The sequence below is a fragment of the Desulfovibrio simplex genome, assembly GCF_055387835.1.
Genome location: NZ_AP042377.1, coordinates 135,080 through 151,692, shown reverse-complemented (window position 1 = coordinate 151,692; position 16,613 = coordinate 135,080). Strand labels below are relative to the sequence as shown.

14 protein-coding genes are annotated in these 16,613 nt (G+C 61.5%); 13 read left to right on the top strand and 1 reads right to left on the bottom strand.

The genetic code is table 11. From position 1 onward, the window contains the following. The first annotated feature begins 37 nt into the window (after positions 1-37). The 12 genes from thrS (at position 38) to ACZ5DH_RS00560 (ending at position 13,849) form a co-directional block, all read left to right on the top strand. Positions 38-1,981 (top strand): threonine--tRNA ligase, encoded by a 1,944-nt coding sequence (gene thrS, locus ACZ5DH_RS00615; RefSeq protein WP_464255245.1) that lies wholly within the window; start codon positions 38-40, stop codon positions 1,979-1,981. A gap of 1 nt (position 1,982) precedes the next feature. Beyond that, positions 1,983-2,513 (top strand): translation initiation factor IF-3, encoded by a 531-nt coding sequence (gene infC, locus ACZ5DH_RS00610; protein WP_464255244.1) that lies wholly within the window; start codon positions 1,983-1,985, stop codon positions 2,511-2,513. A 120-nt stretch (positions 2,514-2,633) separates the two neighbouring features. Next, positions 2,634-2,831 carry a 50S ribosomal protein L35 gene (rpmI, locus tag ACZ5DH_RS00605; protein ID WP_179980804.1) on the top strand — a complete coding sequence of 66 codons (198 nt, stop codon included), beginning with the start codon at positions 2,634-2,636 and terminating at the stop codon, positions 2,829-2,831. 298 nt (positions 2,832-3,129) lie between these two features. Further along, positions 3,130-3,486 carry a 50S ribosomal protein L20 gene (gene rplT, locus ACZ5DH_RS00600; RefSeq protein WP_179980803.1) on the top strand — a complete coding sequence of 119 codons (357 nt, stop codon included), beginning with the start codon at positions 3,130-3,132 and terminating at the stop codon, positions 3,484-3,486. A 201-nt stretch (positions 3,487-3,687) separates the two neighbouring features. Further along, positions 3,688-4,725: a phenylalanine--tRNA ligase subunit alpha gene (gene pheS, locus ACZ5DH_RS00595; protein ID WP_291301910.1), complete on the top strand. Its 1,038-nt coding sequence runs from the start codon at positions 3,688-3,690 to the stop codon at positions 4,723-4,725. 9 nt (positions 4,726-4,734) lie between these two features. Then, positions 4,735-5,199, top strand: coding sequence for a translation initiation factor IF-2 (locus tag ACZ5DH_RS00590; protein ID WP_464255243.1), 465 nt, complete (start codon positions 4,735-4,737; stop codon positions 5,197-5,199). 108 nt (positions 5,200-5,307) lie between these two features. Continuing rightward, positions 5,308-7,713, top strand: coding sequence for a phenylalanine--tRNA ligase subunit beta (gene pheT / locus ACZ5DH_RS00585; protein ID WP_464255242.1), 2,406 nt, complete (start codon positions 5,308-5,310; stop codon positions 7,711-7,713). 372 nt (positions 7,714-8,085) lie between these two features. Beyond that, positions 8,086-8,439, top strand: coding sequence for a MerR family transcriptional regulator (locus tag ACZ5DH_RS00580; protein ID WP_464255241.1), 354 nt, complete (start codon positions 8,086-8,088; stop codon positions 8,437-8,439). A gap of 548 nt (positions 8,440-8,987) precedes the next feature. Then, positions 8,988-9,716, top strand: coding sequence for a ribulose-phosphate 3-epimerase (gene rpe, locus ACZ5DH_RS00575; RefSeq protein ID WP_464255240.1), 729 nt, complete (start codon positions 8,988-8,990; stop codon positions 9,714-9,716). Between the two features lie 10 nt (positions 9,717-9,726). Then, on the top strand, positions 9,727-11,727 hold the full coding sequence (gene tkt / locus ACZ5DH_RS00570; protein ID WP_464255239.1) for a transketolase: 2,001 nt from the start codon (positions 9,727-9,729) through the stop codon (positions 11,725-11,727). A 112-nt stretch (positions 11,728-11,839) separates the two neighbouring features. After that, positions 11,840-13,009 carry a phosphoglycerate kinase gene (locus ACZ5DH_RS00565; RefSeq protein WP_464255238.1) on the top strand — a complete coding sequence of 390 codons (1,170 nt, stop codon included), beginning with the start codon at positions 11,840-11,842 and terminating at the stop codon, positions 13,007-13,009. A 9-nt stretch (positions 13,010-13,018) separates the two neighbouring features. Then, complete coding sequence (locus ACZ5DH_RS00560; protein WP_464255237.1) at positions 13,019-13,849, top strand: MipA/OmpV family protein; 831 nt, start codon at positions 13,019-13,021, stop codon at positions 13,847-13,849. Positions 13,850-14,254: 405 nt separating this feature from the next. Here ACZ5DH_RS00560 and ACZ5DH_RS00555 read toward each other — a convergent pair whose 3' ends face one another. Continuing rightward, the gene (locus ACZ5DH_RS00555) at positions 14,255-15,211 is read right to left on the bottom strand and encodes a LysR family transcriptional regulator (RefSeq protein ID WP_464255236.1); all 957 of its coding nucleotides are present in this window, start codon (positions 15,209-15,211) and stop codon (positions 14,255-14,257) included. Positions 15,212-15,627: 416 nt separating this feature from the next. Between ACZ5DH_RS00555 and ACZ5DH_RS00550 the strand changes: the two genes are divergently transcribed. Then, entirely contained in the window at positions 15,628-16,611 is a 984-nt protein-coding gene (locus tag ACZ5DH_RS00550) for a DMT family transporter (RefSeq protein WP_464255235.1), read from the top strand. Positions 16,612-16,613: the final 2 nt, after the last annotated feature.

Sequence of the window (16,613 nt, the reverse complement as noted above, 5' to 3'; positions counted from 1 at the left end):
GCCGGACAGCGCCCCCGGCGACGCTAAGGAGTTTTTCATGGAAGTCCGTGTGGAAGGGCAAATGGTTGAGGGGCAAGCTGGCGACAGCGTGGCCTCCATGCTCCAGAAAGCCTTGAGCGGCAAGAAGTTCAAGGCCGTCGTGGCTGCCCGCGCGCTTGGCGGCGCGGAGGGCCTGCTTGATCTCTCTTCTCCGGTTCCCGCCGGGTGCGAAGACCTTGAGCCTGTGTACGCCGATTCGGCCGAAGGCCTGCAGATGATCCGCCACTCCACCGCGCACGTCATGGCTGCGGCGGTGAAAAAACTCTTCCCCAATGCCAGGGTCACTATCGGGCCTTCCATCGACTCCGGCTTTTACTACGACTTTGACGTTGAAAGGCCCTTCTCCACCGAAGATTTTCCCGCCATTGAAGCCGAAATGCAGCGCATTGCCAATGCGCGTGAGCCTTTCACCCATGAAGTGCTGTCCAAGGCCGATGCCGTGGCGCGCTTCAAGGCTATGGGCGAGAGCTATAAAGTTGAAATCATTGAAGGCATCGACGCCGATACGGTGTCGGTCTACACCTGCGGTGATTTTGCAGACCTGTGCCGCGGCCCGCACGTGCCGCACACGGGCTTTGCCAAAGCCTCCAAACTCATGAGCGTGGCTGGCGCCTACTGGCGCGGCGACGAAAAAAACCGCATGCTGTCCCGCATTTACGGCACGGCCTTTGCGGATGAAAAAGCCCTTGCCGCTTACCTGAAGATGATGGAAGAAGCCAAACGCCGCGACCACCGCAAGCTGGGACGCGAACTTTCGCTTTTCACCTTCAAGGAAGACGTGGCCCCCGGCATGGTGTTCTGGCTGCCCAGGGGCATGCTCATACGCACCATTCTTGAAGACTTCTGGCGCAAGGAACACCTCAAGCGTGGGTACGACATCGTGCAGGGCCCGCAGCTTCTGCGCGTGGAAACGTGGCAGAAGTCCGGCCACTACGACCACTACCGCGAGAACATGTACTTCACCCAGATTGAAGAAGACGCCTACGGCGTCAAGCCGATGAACTGCATCTCGCACATGCTCATTTACGGCAACGAACTGCACAGCTACCGCGACCTGCCGCAGCGCTATTTTGAGCTTGGCGTGGTGCACCGCCACGAAAAAAGCGGCGTGCTGCACGGGCTTTTGCGCGTGCGCCAGTTCACCCAGGACGACGCCCACATCATCTGCGCGCCGGAACAGCTTGAAGGCGAAATCCTTGAAGTCATCCACCTTATCCGCGACCTGATGCACCTCTTCGGCTTTGAGTACAAGGTGGCCGTGTCCACCCGTCCCGAGAGCAGCATAGGCACGGACGAAGCGTGGGAACTGGCCACCAGCGCCCTTGTGCAGGCTGTGGAAAAAGCCGGTCTGCCCTACACCATCAATGAGGGTGACGGCGCGTTTTACGGCCCGAAAATCGACGTGCGCCTGCTGGACTGCATCGGCCGCGAATGGCAATGTTCTACCATCCAGGTGGACTTCACCCTGCCCGAGCGTTTCGACCTCACCTACGTGGGTCAGGACGGCGAGCGCCACCGCCCGGTCATGGTGCACCGGGCCATCATGGGTTCGCTTGAGCGCTTTATCGGCATCCTGGTGGAGAATTTTGCCGGAGCCCTGCCCACGTGGCTCGCCCCGGAGCAGGCCCGCCTGCTTACGGTGACCGACGCCGGCGACGAAGCCGCCGCCAGCATGCGTGACGAACTCAAAGCTCTGGGCATCCGTGCCCAGGCAGACACGCGCAATGAAAAACTGGGTTTCAAGGTGCGTGAGGCACAATTGGCAAAAGTGCCGTACATTCTTGTTGTAGGAGAAAAGGAAGTGCAGGCGGGCGGCGCAAATGTGCGCCTGCGCAACGGTGATAACCTGGGGCTCAAGTCTGTGGCCGAAATCGCCGCGCTTATTCGCGCAGACGCCGAAGAGCCTTTCAAAAAAGGAGGGATGCGCTATAGCTTCGCCTAATATGAGATTCCGCCGCGACATGCCGCAAGACAGCGTGCGTCGCAACGAAATGATCCGCGCCCGTGAAGTGCGCGTGATCGCTGCCGATGGCGAGCAGCTTGGTATCTTGCAGCGTAATGAGGCCATTGCCCTGGCCAAGGAAGCGGGCTTGGACCTCGTTGAAGTTTCTTCCACCTCGGAGCCGCCTGTTTGCCGCGTCATGGACTACGGCAAATTCAAGTACGAGCAGCAGAAAAAAAAGCAGGAAGCCAAAAAGCGCCAGGCCGTGGTGCAGATCAAGGAAATCAAGGTTCGCCCCAAAACGGACGACCACGATTACGAAACCAAGGTCCGCCACATCCGCCGTTTTCTTGAAGAAGGCGACCGCTGTAAAATCACGGTATTCTTCAGGGGCCGCGAAATTGTCCACAAGGATCGCGGCATGGCCATTCTGGAGCGTGTGGTGCAGGACCTGGCTGATATCGCCAAGGTCGATCAGGAACCCCGCGCCGAAGGCCGTACCCTGCAAATGATGCTGGTGCCCAAAAAGTAGCGTTTGCTGCCGGGGCATCCGACATTACCACTTGCGCCCTGAGGCGCTTTGGGGCATTATGCCCTTCCCCTGGTGCGTCCTGTGACATGCCGGGTATATGCTTTCGTTAAGGAGTACGCCATGCCCAAGATCAAAACCAGGCGTTCCGCCGCCAAGCGTTTTTCGCAGACCGGCAGCGGCAAGTTCAAGCGTCGTCGCCAGAACCTGCGCCACATTCTCACCAAGAAGGCCGCCAGCCGCAAAATGCGTCTTGGTCAGTCCACCACCGTGGATCAGACCAATGAAAAAGCTGTGCGCCGCATGCTGCCCAACGGCTAAAGACCCGTTCTTTCGCCCGTCGGCCACAGGCGGCCACGGCTCGCTCCACGCGCGGCAATGCCGTGTCGGGCGCGCAGTGGCAAGCCCCACCGTCGCCAGCGAAATGCCGCAAGTCCTTCACTAAGGCGCGGCAAGGGTTCAGGCCTGCGGACCATTGATAAAATCCTATGACGCGCAAGCGTCGCGGCGCGTGCGGAGCCGCAACTGACGTTCAATCCGCTCCCCTCCCAGAGGGCAGATGATCTTTACACCCCCCAACGGGCATTCCTCCGCCTGGTTGGGAGAAGGAGGTTACACCATGCGTGTCAAGAGAGGTCTTACCGGTCATCGCCGTCACAAAAAATATTTGACCGCTGCCAAGGGTTTCCGTGGCGGCCGCAGCCGTTTGTACCGTACCGCCCGTGAGGCTGTGGAGCGTTCGCTCCAGTACGCCTATGTGGGCCGCAAACTGCGCAAGCGCGACTTCCGCACCCTGTGGATTCTGCGCATCAACGCCGGCGCCCGCCTGAGCGGTCTTTCCTACAGCCGTTTCATGCACGGTCTCAAGACCGCCGGCATCGACCTGAACCGCAAGGTTCTCGCCGACCTGGCCGTCTACAAGAAAGACGACTTCGCCAAGATCGTGGAACTGGCCAAGGCCGCTCTGGGCAAATAGGCACAGAGCTGGCGCTCCCCGCGCCGGAGCAGGCCTCCAGGCCGCGCTGGCCAGCACGGATGTATCCGTTGCCGGTTGGCTTGCGGGAGCAGGGTCATGCATGCTATACGGGGCGTGGACGGTGCGATGCGCTGCCCACGCCCTTGTTTTTACATTTACACTATCAACGTCAGCGCCGCGCAGGCGGCCTTGGGACTCCGTATGGATCTGATTTCTGCACTGGAAGGCCTGGTCCCTGAGCTTGAAAAAGGTCTGGATCAGGCTTCTTCATTGGAAGGGCTGGAAGCCCTGCGGGTGGACTTTCTGGGCCGCAAGGGCAGAATCGCCCAGATCATGAGCCAGCTTCCCAAGCTGGAGCCTGAACAGCGCCCCGCCGTGGGCCAGACGGCCAACAGCGTCAAGGAGCGCTGCAACGAGCTGTTTGACGCGCGCAAACAGGCCCTGGAAGCCGGACGCGAGGCCGAAGCCCTCAAGCGCTTTGACCCCTCCATTCCCGGCCGTGCGCCCTGGAGCGGCACCTTGCACCCCACCACTCTGGTGATGGAAGAAATCTGCGAAATTTTCAAAGGCCTTGGCTTTGAAATCGTGTCCGGTCCCGAAGTGGAGATCGACTACTACAACTTCGAGGCCCTGAACATGCCGCCGGAACATCCGGCCCGTGACATGCAGGACACCCTGTATATCACCGACAAGGTGCTCATGCGCACCCACACGTCCCCCGTGCAGGCGCGCACCATGCTGCACCGCAAGCCTCCCCTGGCCGTGGTGGCCCCCGGCAAGGTCTACCGGCGCGACAGCGACCTCACCCATACCCCTATGTTCCACCAGATTGAAGGCCTCATGGTGGGCGAAGGCATCAGCATGGCCCATCTGCGCGGCACGCTCACAGCCTTTGTGCGCGCCATTTTCGGCGGCGACACCCAGGTGCGCTTCCGCCCCAGCTTCTTTCCCTTTACCGAACCCTCGGCCGAGGTGGACATAAGCTGCTGCATATGCGGCGGCAAGGGCCACATTGGCGATGCCCCCTGCCGGGTGTGCAAAACCACTGGCTGGGTCGAAATTCTCGGCTGCGGCATGGTGGACCCCGCCGTGTTCGAGGCTGTGGGCTATGATCCCGAAGTCAGCGGCTTTGCCTTCGGCATGGGCGTTGAACGTGTGACCATGCTCAAATACGGCATCGGCGACCTGCGCATGTTTTTTGAGAACGACACCCGTTTTCTGGGTCAGTTCGCCCGTTAGGACACGACCATGTTTCCGCGCCCGGACACCACACGCACTGCCACCAGACGGCAAACCACGCCCATGCGCGGCCTGCCTGGCCTGTGGCATCGCGGCCCGGTGCTGGCTTTCGTGGTGGCGGCGGCGCTTCTGGCGCTTGCGCCCGGCCTCTGGCCAGTCGGGGATGTGCACGGCACTGCGGGCGCGGTCTGGGCCAAATCGGCGTTCAGCGCGCGCGAATCCGGCATTGAGCCGCCGGGCGGCCCAAAACCGATGGAAGGCCTGCCGAGCAAAAATGTGGGGCGCACCGCCGAAGGCGGTATGGGTTACACTGATGCCTACGGCAACACCATTACCGAGTCGCAGCCGGAAGAAAAGGCCTCAAGGCGCAGGCCCGGCCCCGGAGCCTACGGCAACAGGGGCGTGCAGGAACATGACCGCCCCCTGCCGAACCCGACGCCCAAAGATACTACGCCAGCCTGGAGTTTCAACTGAGGCTGACAGGCCAGAGGGCGCTTGCGCTCAAGGGCCGCAGATTTGTACAGAACACCATCAATGACGCCCAACGCGGCGGCCCGCGGCCCCGCACTAACAGGACATGCTATGCTGCTCTCACTTTCATGGCTGCGTGAATTTACGCCTTACGAAGGCACGGCTGAAGCTCTGGGTGACCGCCTGACCATGCTCGGGCTTGAGCTGGAAGATATCCGGCGGCCCTACGATTCCATCAGCTCCATTGTGGTGGGGCTTGTGGCAGCCTGTGAGGATCATCCGGAGTCCGACCATCTGCATATCTGCAAGGTGGACGCGGGCCAGGGCGAGCTGCTGGACATCGTCTGCGGCGCGCCCAACGTGGCCGAAGGCCAGAAGGTTCCCGTGGCCCTTGTGGGCACTGTCATGCCCGACGGCATGGTCATCAAAAAGGCCAAGCTGCGCGGCGCGCCTTCCTGCGGCATGATCTGCTCGGAGCGTGAGCTGGGGCTGACCGAAGACCATTCGGGCATTATGGTGCTGCCTGACAGTTTTGTGGTGGGCAAGCCCCTGGTGGACCAGCTGACCCTGGACCGTGAAGTTCTGGACATTTCCATCACGCCCAACAGGGCGGACTGCCTTTCTGTGCTGGGTCTGGCCCGCGAAACGGCCCTTGCCTTTGACCTGCCGCTGCAGATTCCGGCCCTGCCCCTGCAGATTGACGAAAGCGCACCCCAGCGCCTCGTGCCCATTGACATTAAAGACCCCGACCTCTGCTGGCTCTATTCCGGCCGGGTCATCACAGGCGCGAAAATCGGCCCCTCGCCCATGCGGATGCGCCACCGCCTGCACTCCGTGGGCGTTCGCCCCATATCCAATATCGTGGACGTGACCAACTACATTCTTTTTGAATGCGGCCAGCCCCTGCACTCCTTTGACCTGGACAAGCTCGAAGGCGGCCGCATCGAGATCAGCCGCGCGCGGGAAGGCGAAAAGTTCACCACCCTGGACGGTCAGGAACGTACCCTCACCGCGCAGGACCTCTGCATCCGCGACGCTTCGCGCGCCGTGGCTCTCGCTGGCGTTATGGGCGGCCTCAATACAGAAATCGGCGATGCCAGCAGCAATGTTTTTCTTGAAAGCGCCGTGTTCCGTCCCGGCACCATCCGCAAAACGTCGCGTCGCCTGGGTCTTTCGTCCGAGGCTTCGTACCGCTTTGAGCGCGGCATAGACCAGCAGCGCACCGTCTGGGCGCTGGACCGCGCCTGCGCCATGATGGCCGCCATCAGCGGCGGCGCTGTGCAGCCCGGGCTTTCCATTTCCGAGCCGCGCCCCTTCAGGGCCGCGAACATCGACTTTCGCCCGGCCCGCGCCGACGCCCTGCTGGGCGTCCACCTGACCCCGGAATTTGACCAGAAAGTGCTTACGGGCATGGGCTGCACCGTGGACGCCTCTGCGGATGTGTGGCACGTGAGCCAGCCGTCCTGGCGGCCCGACCTCACCCGCGAGGCCGATCTTGTGGAAGAAGTGGGCCGTGTGCACGGTCTGGACACTATTGCCCCCGAACTGCCCGCCGTGGCCAGCAATCTCGACCGCGCCGGCGAGCCGGAATCGCGCTTCAGCTTCTGGTCGCGCCTCAAGCACTGGGGCGCCGGCTTTGGCCTCAACGAGGCCGTCAACTACAGCTTTGTGGGCCACAAGGATATGGACCATCTGGGTCTGCCGCGCGAGGGTCGCATATCCATCATGAATCCCCTTTCTGCGGAACAAGACGCCCTGCGCACCGCCCTGGCTCCCGGCCTGCTCTACGATCTGCGCAACAACCTTGCTCAGGGAGTTCAGGGGCTGCGCCTCTTTGAACTGGCCAATATCTTTGAGGCGGACGCCACCTCCGAAACCACGGCCCGTGAAACAGGCATGCTGGGCGTGCTGCTCTATGGCGCGCGCTTTGACGCGGCCTGGCCCCAGGCCGAAGGCGACCTGGACTATGCGGACATCAAGGGCATTGTTGAAAATCTGCTGCGCTTTTTGCACCTGCCCGCGCCGGAATGCACCCTTGCTGCAAGCCACCCCTTCCTGCTGCCCTGCGTCGAGGTCACGGTTGACGGCCGCGCCGTTGGCGTCATGGGCCGGGTCCGGCCCGCCATGGCCGAAGAGTTCCACGCCCGCAAGGACGTCTGGCTGGCCGAACTGAACCTGGAAATTCTGCGCGAACTGTACGACGCCGCCGAGGTGCGCTTCCGCCCCTTGCCCGTGTATCCTCCGGTTCGCCGCGACATCACGGTCATGGCCGCGCAGGGGCTCACGGTCAGCGCCATTGCGGCCCATGTGCGCGGCCTTGGCCTGCCCCTTCTGGAAGACATCGTGCTGGTGGACTGCTTTGAGCCCAAGGCCGCCGAGGGTCAGGAAGCGGTACGCAACCTCACCTTCCGCCTGACCTTCCGGCACGCAGACCGTACCCTCAAGGACGCGGAAGTGGACAAGGAAAGGGAAAAAGTGGCACAGTCTCTGGCAGCGGCACTGGGCGTCAGGATTTAGGGAAGCGCTGATTTATTCCGTTTGGCGGCGTTGCTTCACTTTTTTTGAAACAGTCGAGGACAGAAGAGTCCACTCCTGCTTCAAAAAAAGATCGCGCCTTGCCAAACGAAATAACTGCGCGTTTCCAGGAGGCTCTTTAATCAGTGCTTCCTTAGAGCCGTTTACGGATGAAATGAGTTAACGGCTCTGGAACACCGCCGTTTAACGCCGTCATGCCGTTGCGAGGTCGTGGCCCCGCCGTACGCGCCACTGGTTTTTCGCCTGCCGGAACATGGAGGCCATGTTTCCGGCGTTTGGCGCTTGCGCCGCAATGACGCGCAACGTCGCTGCACTGTATGCAGAAAAATGCTCTGGAGGACGTCAGGGGGCCCCATGCCGGACCACAACGACGAAAAAACCTACCGCATCGGTGAAGTTGCGGAACTGCTCAACCTCAAAACCCATGTGCTGCGCTTCTGGGAAACGGAATTTCCCCAGTTGGCGCCTTTGCGTACGGGCAAGGGGCAGCGCCTGTACACCGAGGAGCATGTGGGCCTTTTGCGGCGTATACAGCAATTGCTGCACGAACAGGGCATGACCATTGAAGGCGCGCGCCGCGTGCTGCAAGGCAGCGCCGTGGTGGATGAAAATCTGCCGGAGCGTGTGGCCGCCGTGCCTGACCCGGACTTCATGCGCATGCTCAAACGGGAACTGACGGCGGTACGCCGCCTGCTCAGCGGCGGCTAGGGAAACGCTGATTTATTTCGTTTGGCGGCGTTGCTTCACTTTTTTTGAAACAGTCGAGGACGGAAGAGTCCACTCCTGCTTCAAAAAAAGATCGCGCCTTGCCAAACGAAATAACTGCGCGTTTCCAGGAGGCTCTTTAATCGGTGCTTCCCTGGAACTGCAAGCTTAACGGCGGCCAAGGCGGCAAGGTTAGCAACTGCGCCCGGGCATGAGAGCGCAAAGTACGCGCGCCCCGCCAGCGCGGCCCCTGGCCGCACCCGCGAGCACTCGCAAGCGTGCGCACCAGGCAAACGCTGTAGAATCAGTGACGCGAAAGACCGTTTCTTTTCCGGTCTGCGCGGCTCGCAGTAGGATTGATGTTTCAAAAAATGGGCACGGGAGCGTGCATCCGACCCGCCCGGCAGATATCCTGACACCAGGGCTGCCGCGCAGGACGCACTTGCCCCGCAGGATGTCATTCAACCGCTTGCGGCCGGAAAACAGGCGGCAACCTCGGACGGCAGGAATCGCCAACATTCCTCCTTCGTGAAAACAAACAGAATACCCCCATGATTCTATCACCTTCGCTGCTTTCCGCCGATTTTTCGCGTCTGGCCGAAGAGCTGCAAGCTCTTGAAGCCGCCGGAGTGACCTGGCTGCACCTTGACGTGATGGACGGCGCCTATGTGCCCAACATTACCTTTGGTCCCCCGCTGATCAAGGCTCTCAGGCCTGGCAGCGGGCTTTTTTTTGACGTGCACCTCATGGTGGAAGATCCGTCCCGCTACATCCGCGCCTTCAGAGACGCGGGGGCCGACATGCTGGTCATCCACGCCGAGGCCGACCGCCACCCGCAACGCACCCTTTCGGCCATACGCGACATGGGCTGCAAGGCTGGCGTGGCCCTGAACCCCGGTACGGATCTTGGCGCCATACGCTGGCTCGTCAATGATATGGACATGCTGCTTGTCATGAGCGTCAACCCCGGTTTTTCCGGTCAGGCGTTCATTCCGGCCACCTTTGACAAAATCCGCTCCGCCCGCCGTCTGCTGGACGCCTGTGGCCGCGAGGACGTGCTCATTCAGGTGGACGGCGGCGTATGCCCCGAAAACACGGCCCGCCTGGTGGAAGCCGGGGCCGACGTCCTTGTGTCGGGCTCGGCCTTTTTCGGGCACAAACCCTACGATGCGCGCATGGCCGCCTTTATGGCTCCCCTGGCCGGATACGAACCACGCCCCGCCGTTCGGGCTGCCGCTTTGCGACAGCCTTCAGCCGATACCCATCCCAAGCAAAAATAGAGGAATGATCATGCCTACCCGTAGACAGTGCGCCAACGCCATTCGCGCCCTTGCCATGGACGCCATTGAAAAAGCCCGCTCCGGCCACCCCGGCGCACCCCTCGGCATGGCCGATATGGCCGAGGCCCTCTGGCGGCACGGATTCAGGCACAATCCCGCCAATCCCCTGTGGTTCAACCGCGACCGCTTTATCCTGTCCAACGGGCATGCCTCCATGCTGCTTTACGCCCTGCTGCACCTCACGGGCTACGATCTGCCCATGGATGAACTGCGCAATTTCCGCCAGTGGGGAGCCAAAACCGCCGGGCATCCCGAATACGAACCGCACCTGGGCATTGAAATGACCACTGGCCCCCTGGGGCAGGGCATTGCCTCCGCCGTGGGCTTCGCCCTGGCCGAAAGCATGCTGGCCGCCCAGTTCAATACGCCCGAGCACACGGTGGTGGACCACCACACCTACGCCTTTGTGGGCGACGGCTGCCTTATGGAAGGCGTGTCGCACGAGGCCTGCTCCCTGGCAGGCACCTGGGGCCTGGGCAAGCTCATTGTCATGTACGATGCCAACGGCATCTCCATTGACGGCAAGATCGACGGCTGGTTCAACGAGGATGTGGCCACCCGCTACCGCGCCTATAACTGGCAGGTCATCGGCCCTGTGGACGGGCACGACGCCGCCGCCCTGGACAATGCCCTGGCCGAGGCGAAATCCGACACTTCCCGCCCAAGCCTTATCATCTGCCATACCCATATCGGCTTTGGCTCGCCCAAGGCGGATTCGGCCTCCAGCCACGGCTCCCCCCTGGGTGAAGACGGCATCGCCGCCACGCGTGACGCCCTTGGCTGGCACGAAGCCCCCTTTACCGTCCCGCAGGACATCTACACGGCCTGGAACGCCCACGACGCGGGCAAAGCGGCCGAAGCAGCCTGGAACGCGCGTTTTGACGCCTATGCCAAGGCCCATCCCGAACTGGCCGCCGAGCTGACGCGCCGCATGCAGGGCAAGCTTCCCGCCGACTGGGCCTCCATAGCCGCCGGAGCCTTGCAGGATGCCATCAGCAAGGGCGAAAGCATCGCCACCCGCGTTGCCTCCAAAAAAACCCTTGAATACCTTGTGCCGCGCCTGCCGGAACTGGCGGGCGGCTCCGCCGACCTTACGGGTTCGGTGGGCACGCTTACGTCTTCCTCCGTGCATATGGACGTGAAGGAACATACGGGCAACTACATTTCCTACGGAGTGCGCGAATTCGGCATGAGCGCCATCATGAACGGTCTCGCCCTGCACGGCGGCTTCATTCCCTACGCCGGAACATTCCTCGCCTTTGCCGATCAGGCCAAGAACGCCCTGCGCCTTGCCTCCATCATGGGTATACGCGTAATCTGGGCGCTGACCCACGACTCCATCGGCGTGGGCGAAGACGGCCCCACGCACCAGCCCGTGGAACAGCTTGGCATGCTGCGGCTTATGCCCAATTTCAATCTCTGGCGGCCCTGCGACGCGGTGGAAACCGCCGCGGCCTGGATCTGCGCGCTGGAAAGCGTCCACACGCCTTCCGGCCTGTCCCTTTCGCGCCAGAACCTGCCCTTCTGCCCGCGCAGCGAGGCGCAGGTGGCGGCCATCGCCCGTGGCGGGTACGTGCTGCGCGACTGCGAAGGCACGCCCGAAATCATCATCATGGCCACCGGCTCCGAAGTGGGCCTGGCCCTTGAAACTGCCGAGCAGCTTGCCGCCGATGGCCGCAAGGCGCGGGTCGTGTCCATGCCCTGCGCCGAAGTGTTCGACGCCCAGAGCGCCGAATACAAGGAAAGCGTGCTGCCGCGCGCCGTGCGCGCCCGCCTGGCCATTGAAGCCGCCGCCAGCGACTGGTGGAGCAAATACGTGGGGCTGGACGGCGCGGTCATCGGTATGGAAAGCTTTGGCGCATCCGCCCCCGGCAAGGTGGTTTTCGAACGCCTCGGCTTTACCGTCGCCAACGCTCTGGAAAAGGCCCGCGCCCTCATGGGCCGCATCTGACGCTGTTTCGCGCGGGGGCCGGGCTTTTGCCGTTCCCCGCGCCTCATGCACGCATGGCCCTCAGGGCCGGTTGCCTCAACGAAAAATCTGCAAGCAACAAAGGGAGCGCGCTATGCCTATAAAGAACATGCAGGACCTGGACCTCACTGGCAAAACCGTTGTTATCCGCGAAGACCTCAATGTGCCTATGAAGAACGGCGAGGTCACCAATGACAAGCGCATCCGCGCTGCCCTGCCCACTATCAAGCTGGCGCTGGAAAAAGGCGCGGGCGTCATTCTGCTTTCGCACCTGGGCCGCCCCACCGAAGGGCAGTATGACGAGCAGTTTTCCCTGGCCCCTGTGGCCGCTTGCCTTGAAAAACAGCTTGGGCAGCCCGTGACGCTGGCCAAGACGCTCGACGAGGCCAAGGTGCAGCCCGGCCAGGTGGTGCTGCTGGAAAACGTGCGCTTTCTGCCCGGCGAAAAAAAGAATGATCCCCAGTTGGCCCAAAAACTGGCCGACCTTGGCGACGTATACGTAATGGACGCCTTTGGCGCAGCACACCGCGCCCATGCCTCCACCGAAGGCGCAATACGCGCCGCGAAAGTGGCTTGCGCCGGGCCCCTGCTGCAGGCGGAACTGCAGGCCTTTGAAAAAGTGCTCGACAATCCCGCCCGTCCGCTGGTCGCCATTATCGGCGGGGCCAAGGTTTCCACCAAGATCGGCCTGCTCGAAAACCTGTTGAACACGGTGGATGTGCTTATCGTGGGCGGCGGCATCGCCAACACCTTCCTGGCGGCGGCTGGCTATATGGTGGGCAAGTCCCTGTACGAAGAAGAGCTGGTGCCTGAAGCCAAAAAAGTTATGGAACAGGCCAAGAACCTCAGCAAGGAACTTCCCCTGCCCGTGGACGTGATCACCGCCGAGGAACTGGCCCCTGGCCAGCGCGCCTCGCTGCACGCCGTGGGCGACGTGCCCGGCGACCAGATGATACTGGACGTGGGGCCCGAAACCCTGACACTGTATGAAAAGTATCTGGCCAAGGCCGCCACTGTGGTGTGGAACGGCCCTGTGGGCGCGTTCGAAACCGAACCCTTTGGGGACGGCACCAAGGCCCTGGCCGAGTACCTTGGCAATTCCAAGGCATTTGTGGTTGTTGGCGGCGGCGACAGTGTGGCTGCCGTGGAAAAATACGGACTTGCCGACCGCATGGGCTACATATCCACAGGCGGAGGCGCGTCCCTTGAGCTGCTTGAAGGCAAAAAACTGCCTTCGGTGGCTGCCCTGGAGGACCGGGGCTAAGGTAGTTTAATGAAAAAACGTATACTCCCCGGCGGGCTGGCCTCGTTGACGTTGCTGGCCCTGCTGACCTTGCTGACCATTACCCCTGGCACGCCCTTGGCCGCTCCGGCTCAGGAAGCCTGGGAAGAAAACCCCGCTGACGCGGCCGCCCAGGGCGACAAGTGGGGCTTCAACGCCGGCTTGGGCGCAACTCTGCGCACGTCGGAATACAAGGGCATCGACTCCCTCGGTTCTCCGCTTCCCCTGATTGGCTATGAGGGCAAGTGGCTGTACCTGCGCGGCCTGGACGGCGGCGCGCATGTGTACAGGGACCGCTATCAGGAGTTCAACATTCAGCTGTCCTACCTGCCGCAGAACTTCTATGCCTCCTGGAGCGACAATAACAGGATGAAGCGTCTGGACGACAGGTACTCCACACTCATGGCTGGCTTGAACTATACGTTGCGCACGCCTTACGGTCAGGCGTCCGCCACGGTGTCCACCGACATCCTTGGCGTCAACAACGGCATCAAGGCCGATGTGGCCTACGCCTACCCGGTGCGGTTCGAAAACGTCATGATCTCACCCGCCGTGGGCGTGCAGTGGACGGACACCAACTATAACGACTATTACTACAGCATCAGTTCCAGCGAATCCCGCGCCAGCGGCTTCAAGGAATACAGCCCGGAAAGCGCCTTTTCGCCCTACGCCGGGCTGACCATGCGGGTCATCCTCACCGAGGACTGGAGCGCCATCGCCAATGCCAAGGCGCTCTTTCTCGGCAACGAGATTACCGACAGCCCCATGGTGGAACGCACCACAACCTATTCCTTCAGCGCTGGTTTGCTGTACGCCTTTTAGTTAAGGTCCAGTTTGAAATGCTGTGTGGGGGAGGGACCCTCTTGGAAAAGGGTCTCCTCCCCCACGCCCCCTCCCCCTATAGCATTTTCGCATTGAGAATATCCATTCTCAATGCTTACAAGACGCCCGCTTCGGCGCGTAACAGCGCAAATAAATTGCGCTTGCGCCTCCACGGCGGGCGTCTGCTCACGCAGCCGCCAGAGCAATTTCAAAGTGAAATTGCTCTAAAACTTTTATGTAGAGAGTATTGCCTTTGGAAAAAAAGGAATGCTCTGCCATTGTACCCTCCAGCAGTGGCCACAACCTGGTGTGGGCTTTACCGATTGGCAAATTAAAAATTGAAATAGTTCAAATCTGCTCTGATCTGGAGCCGCGCTGACCGCCAGCTTCTTCACCCTCCGGCAGTCATGCCATAACTGCCATGCCCGCCCGAAATTCCTGACCATATCCGCCCTCTCTGGCCCTGATAAAAAAGGGCAATCCGGCGATAAATTCACAAAACTGCTCCACAACTTCGCTGCGCAAACGGCTTGCGAGCACCGCCCGCGCTTGCGGCAATGGCGGCAAGCCGTGGCTGGCGTCAACTACGCAAAAGCGCTCATCAATTTCCCATTCTGGCAAGGCCGTCACGCCAAACCCGGCCAGCAGCGAACCGCACAAACTTTCATAGGATGTGCTCACATGGGCAAGGGTGTAGGCACGTCCCGCCTTGTCCAGCGCATCCACTGCAGCGGCGCGCCAGGGGCAGCCTTCCGTGTAGGTGATCAGGGGAACTTCCCCGGCACTGTTCACAACTTCCCGCGCATTGCACAGCCACAGCAAGGGCTGACGGCAGAGTTCCTGAAACATCCCCTGCGGCAGCACATTGTCGTCAAATCTGCACTGGTTGACCAGAGCCACATCCAGACTGCCCGCAACCAGCATCCGCTGCAGATCGTGGGACATGCCCGATATGATGCCGATCTGCAAACCGGGATTCAGGGCCAGCAGACGGGCAATGGCTCCTTGCAGTTCCACGGCGCTGAAGCTCGGCGGAATGCCCACCTGGATGCGCCCCTTGAGTTCGGGCCGCTTGGTCGCCTGGATCACGTGTTCCAGGCGCGAAAGCACTTCGGCTATTTCCGGCAATATGCGCTCGCCCTCGGGCGTGAGGCCCGCAACGCGGCCACGGCTTCGGTGCAGCAAGGTGCAGTCAAGGTGCGCCTCCAGCCTTTGCACGGCCTGAGTCACAGCCGACTGGCTGCGGCAGAGCTTCACCCCGGCCTGCTGAAAGCTGAGGCTGCGCGCAACCTCGGCAAAGGCGCGCAGATGTTCAAGCGTAATGGCGCGGCCTTGCGATATGGAGGAAACGTCTGAAGACATACGCACCTCGGTATTAATCAAACTTATTTTAGCATGGTAAATACTAATTTTACAAGTTATCAAGCAGAAAATATGCTGCAGTAACCAAAGGGAATTGCTGTCAGCGCCACAGCGTGTCCGGAGCAAACGCGCGTGCAGCTCCGTTGCAGGAAGTCGTGGATCAGAATTTCAATTTTCTGAGGCGACGCGCGTGCGATGGGCTGCTTCCGACTTTTCCGCCTTTTTCGCCCTTCCCCTTCCTGGAGGGAGAACCACGCTGCGTACGACATGGCGGGCAAGCGCGAAAACTGCGCAGGCAGTGTGACAACAGGCCCACCATCCGGCTTCAAGACGACGCAACTATTTTCGCCCATGCCGCGCGGGCGGCGGCAGTCCCGCCAAAATCGCACGGCACAGGCACTGGCAGGAAATACCGCATGTCTGAAAAGAACGGCACAGCGCAGCACGCAGAAGGCCGCAGCAGCAGCCCCGCTCGGCACACTGAGGATAAAATCCGGCAGCCATCCCGGGCCGCGCCCCCTGCGAGCGGTACGCTATGGGGGCGCTACGCTGTGGGCGTGTTTTTCAGCGTCATATGGAGTTCGGCATTCATCGCGGGCAAGGTGGTCGTGATGGAAATGGGGCCGTTCGCCACCCTGTTTTACCGCTTTATGCTGACCGTTCTGGTACTTCTACTCTTTTGCGGTAAGAGACTCCTTGGCCCCGAGGGCAGGCAGGCCATGCTGCCCGGCCTGCTTCTTGGGCTGCTCAATAACGTGGTCTACCTGGGACTGAGTTTTTCCGCCCTGCGATATCTGGCCGCCTCATGGGTCGTCATCGTGGTTTCCTGCGCGCCCTTCATGACCATGGCCATGGCGGCCCTGCGCGGTCAGGAGTCTTTTGACAAAAGAAAACTGCTGGGACTTACCGTGGCCTTTGCCGGGGTAGTCATCATGGTGGGCATTACGGGCCTGCACGCGAGCGCTGGCCTTGGGCTTGGCATGGCCATCGCCGCCACGCTGGCCTTTTCGGCTGGCGCGGTGCTCTTTCGAGGCAAGTACGACGCCCTGTCGCTGCTTTCGTTGAACTTCTGGATGACCCTTTGCGGCATGCTCTGCTTTGCCCCCGCCGCCTTCATGACCCCAGCGAACCCTTTGCACATCACCTGGCCCGCGCTGGCCGCGCTGCTGTGGCTGGTAGTGGTCAGCCTGGCGGGCATGGCTCTGTGGCTGCTGCTCATACGCACGCAAGGCCCGTCCATGGCCGCTTCCTACAACATGCTCAACCCCCTTTCGGGACTGGCGCTCTCCGCCCTGCTTCTCGGCACTGCCATTGGCGTGCAGGATGTCATGGGCGCTGCGGCCATTGTGGCGGGGCTGTATGTGGCCCTGCGGCCAGGACAAGCCCCAAAACCGACGTAACC

Bases quoted from the DNA above. Each gene is read 5' to 3' on its own strand.
- rplT (WP_179980803.1), top strand. From the start codon at position 3,130: ATGCGTGTCAAGAGAGGTCTTACCGGTCATCGCCGTCACAAAAAATAT.
- pheS (WP_291301910.1), top strand. From the start codon at position 3,688: ATGGATCTGATTTCTGCACTGGAAGGCCTGGTCCCTGAGCTTGAAAAA.
- rpmI (WP_179980804.1), top strand. From the start codon at position 2,634: ATGCCCAAGATCAAAACCAGGCGTTCCGCCGCCAAGCGTTTTTCGCAG.
- ACZ5DH_RS00590 (WP_464255243.1), top strand. From the start codon at position 4,735: ATGTTTCCGCGCCCGGACACCACACGCACTGCCACCAGACGGCAAACC.
- ACZ5DH_RS00555 (WP_464255236.1), bottom strand. From the start codon at position 15,211: ATGTCTTCAGACGTTTCCTCCATATCGCAAGGCCGCGCCATTACGCTT.
- tkt (WP_464255239.1), top strand. From the start codon at position 9,727: ATGCCTACCCGTAGACAGTGCGCCAACGCCATTCGCGCCCTTGCCATG.
- thrS (WP_464255245.1), top strand. From the start codon at position 38: ATGGAAGTCCGTGTGGAAGGGCAAATGGTTGAGGGGCAAGCTGGCGAC.
- ACZ5DH_RS00565 (WP_464255238.1), top strand. From the start codon at position 11,840: ATGCCTATAAAGAACATGCAGGACCTGGACCTCACTGGCAAAACCGTT.
- ACZ5DH_RS00550 (WP_464255235.1), top strand. From the start codon at position 15,628: ATGTCTGAAAAGAACGGCACAGCGCAGCACGCAGAAGGCCGCAGCAGC.
- ACZ5DH_RS00560 (WP_464255237.1), top strand. From the start codon at position 13,019: ATGAAAAAACGTATACTCCCCGGCGGGCTGGCCTCGTTGACGTTGCTG.
- pheT (WP_464255242.1), top strand. From the start codon at position 5,308: ATGCTGCTCTCACTTTCATGGCTGCGTGAATTTACGCCTTACGAAGGC.
- ACZ5DH_RS00580 (WP_464255241.1), top strand. From the start codon at position 8,086: ATGCCGGACCACAACGACGAAAAAACCTACCGCATCGGTGAAGTTGCG.
- infC (WP_464255244.1), top strand. From the start codon at position 1,983: ATGAGATTCCGCCGCGACATGCCGCAAGACAGCGTGCGTCGCAACGAA.
- rpe (WP_464255240.1), top strand. From the start codon at position 8,988: ATGATTCTATCACCTTCGCTGCTTTCCGCCGATTTTTCGCGTCTGGCC.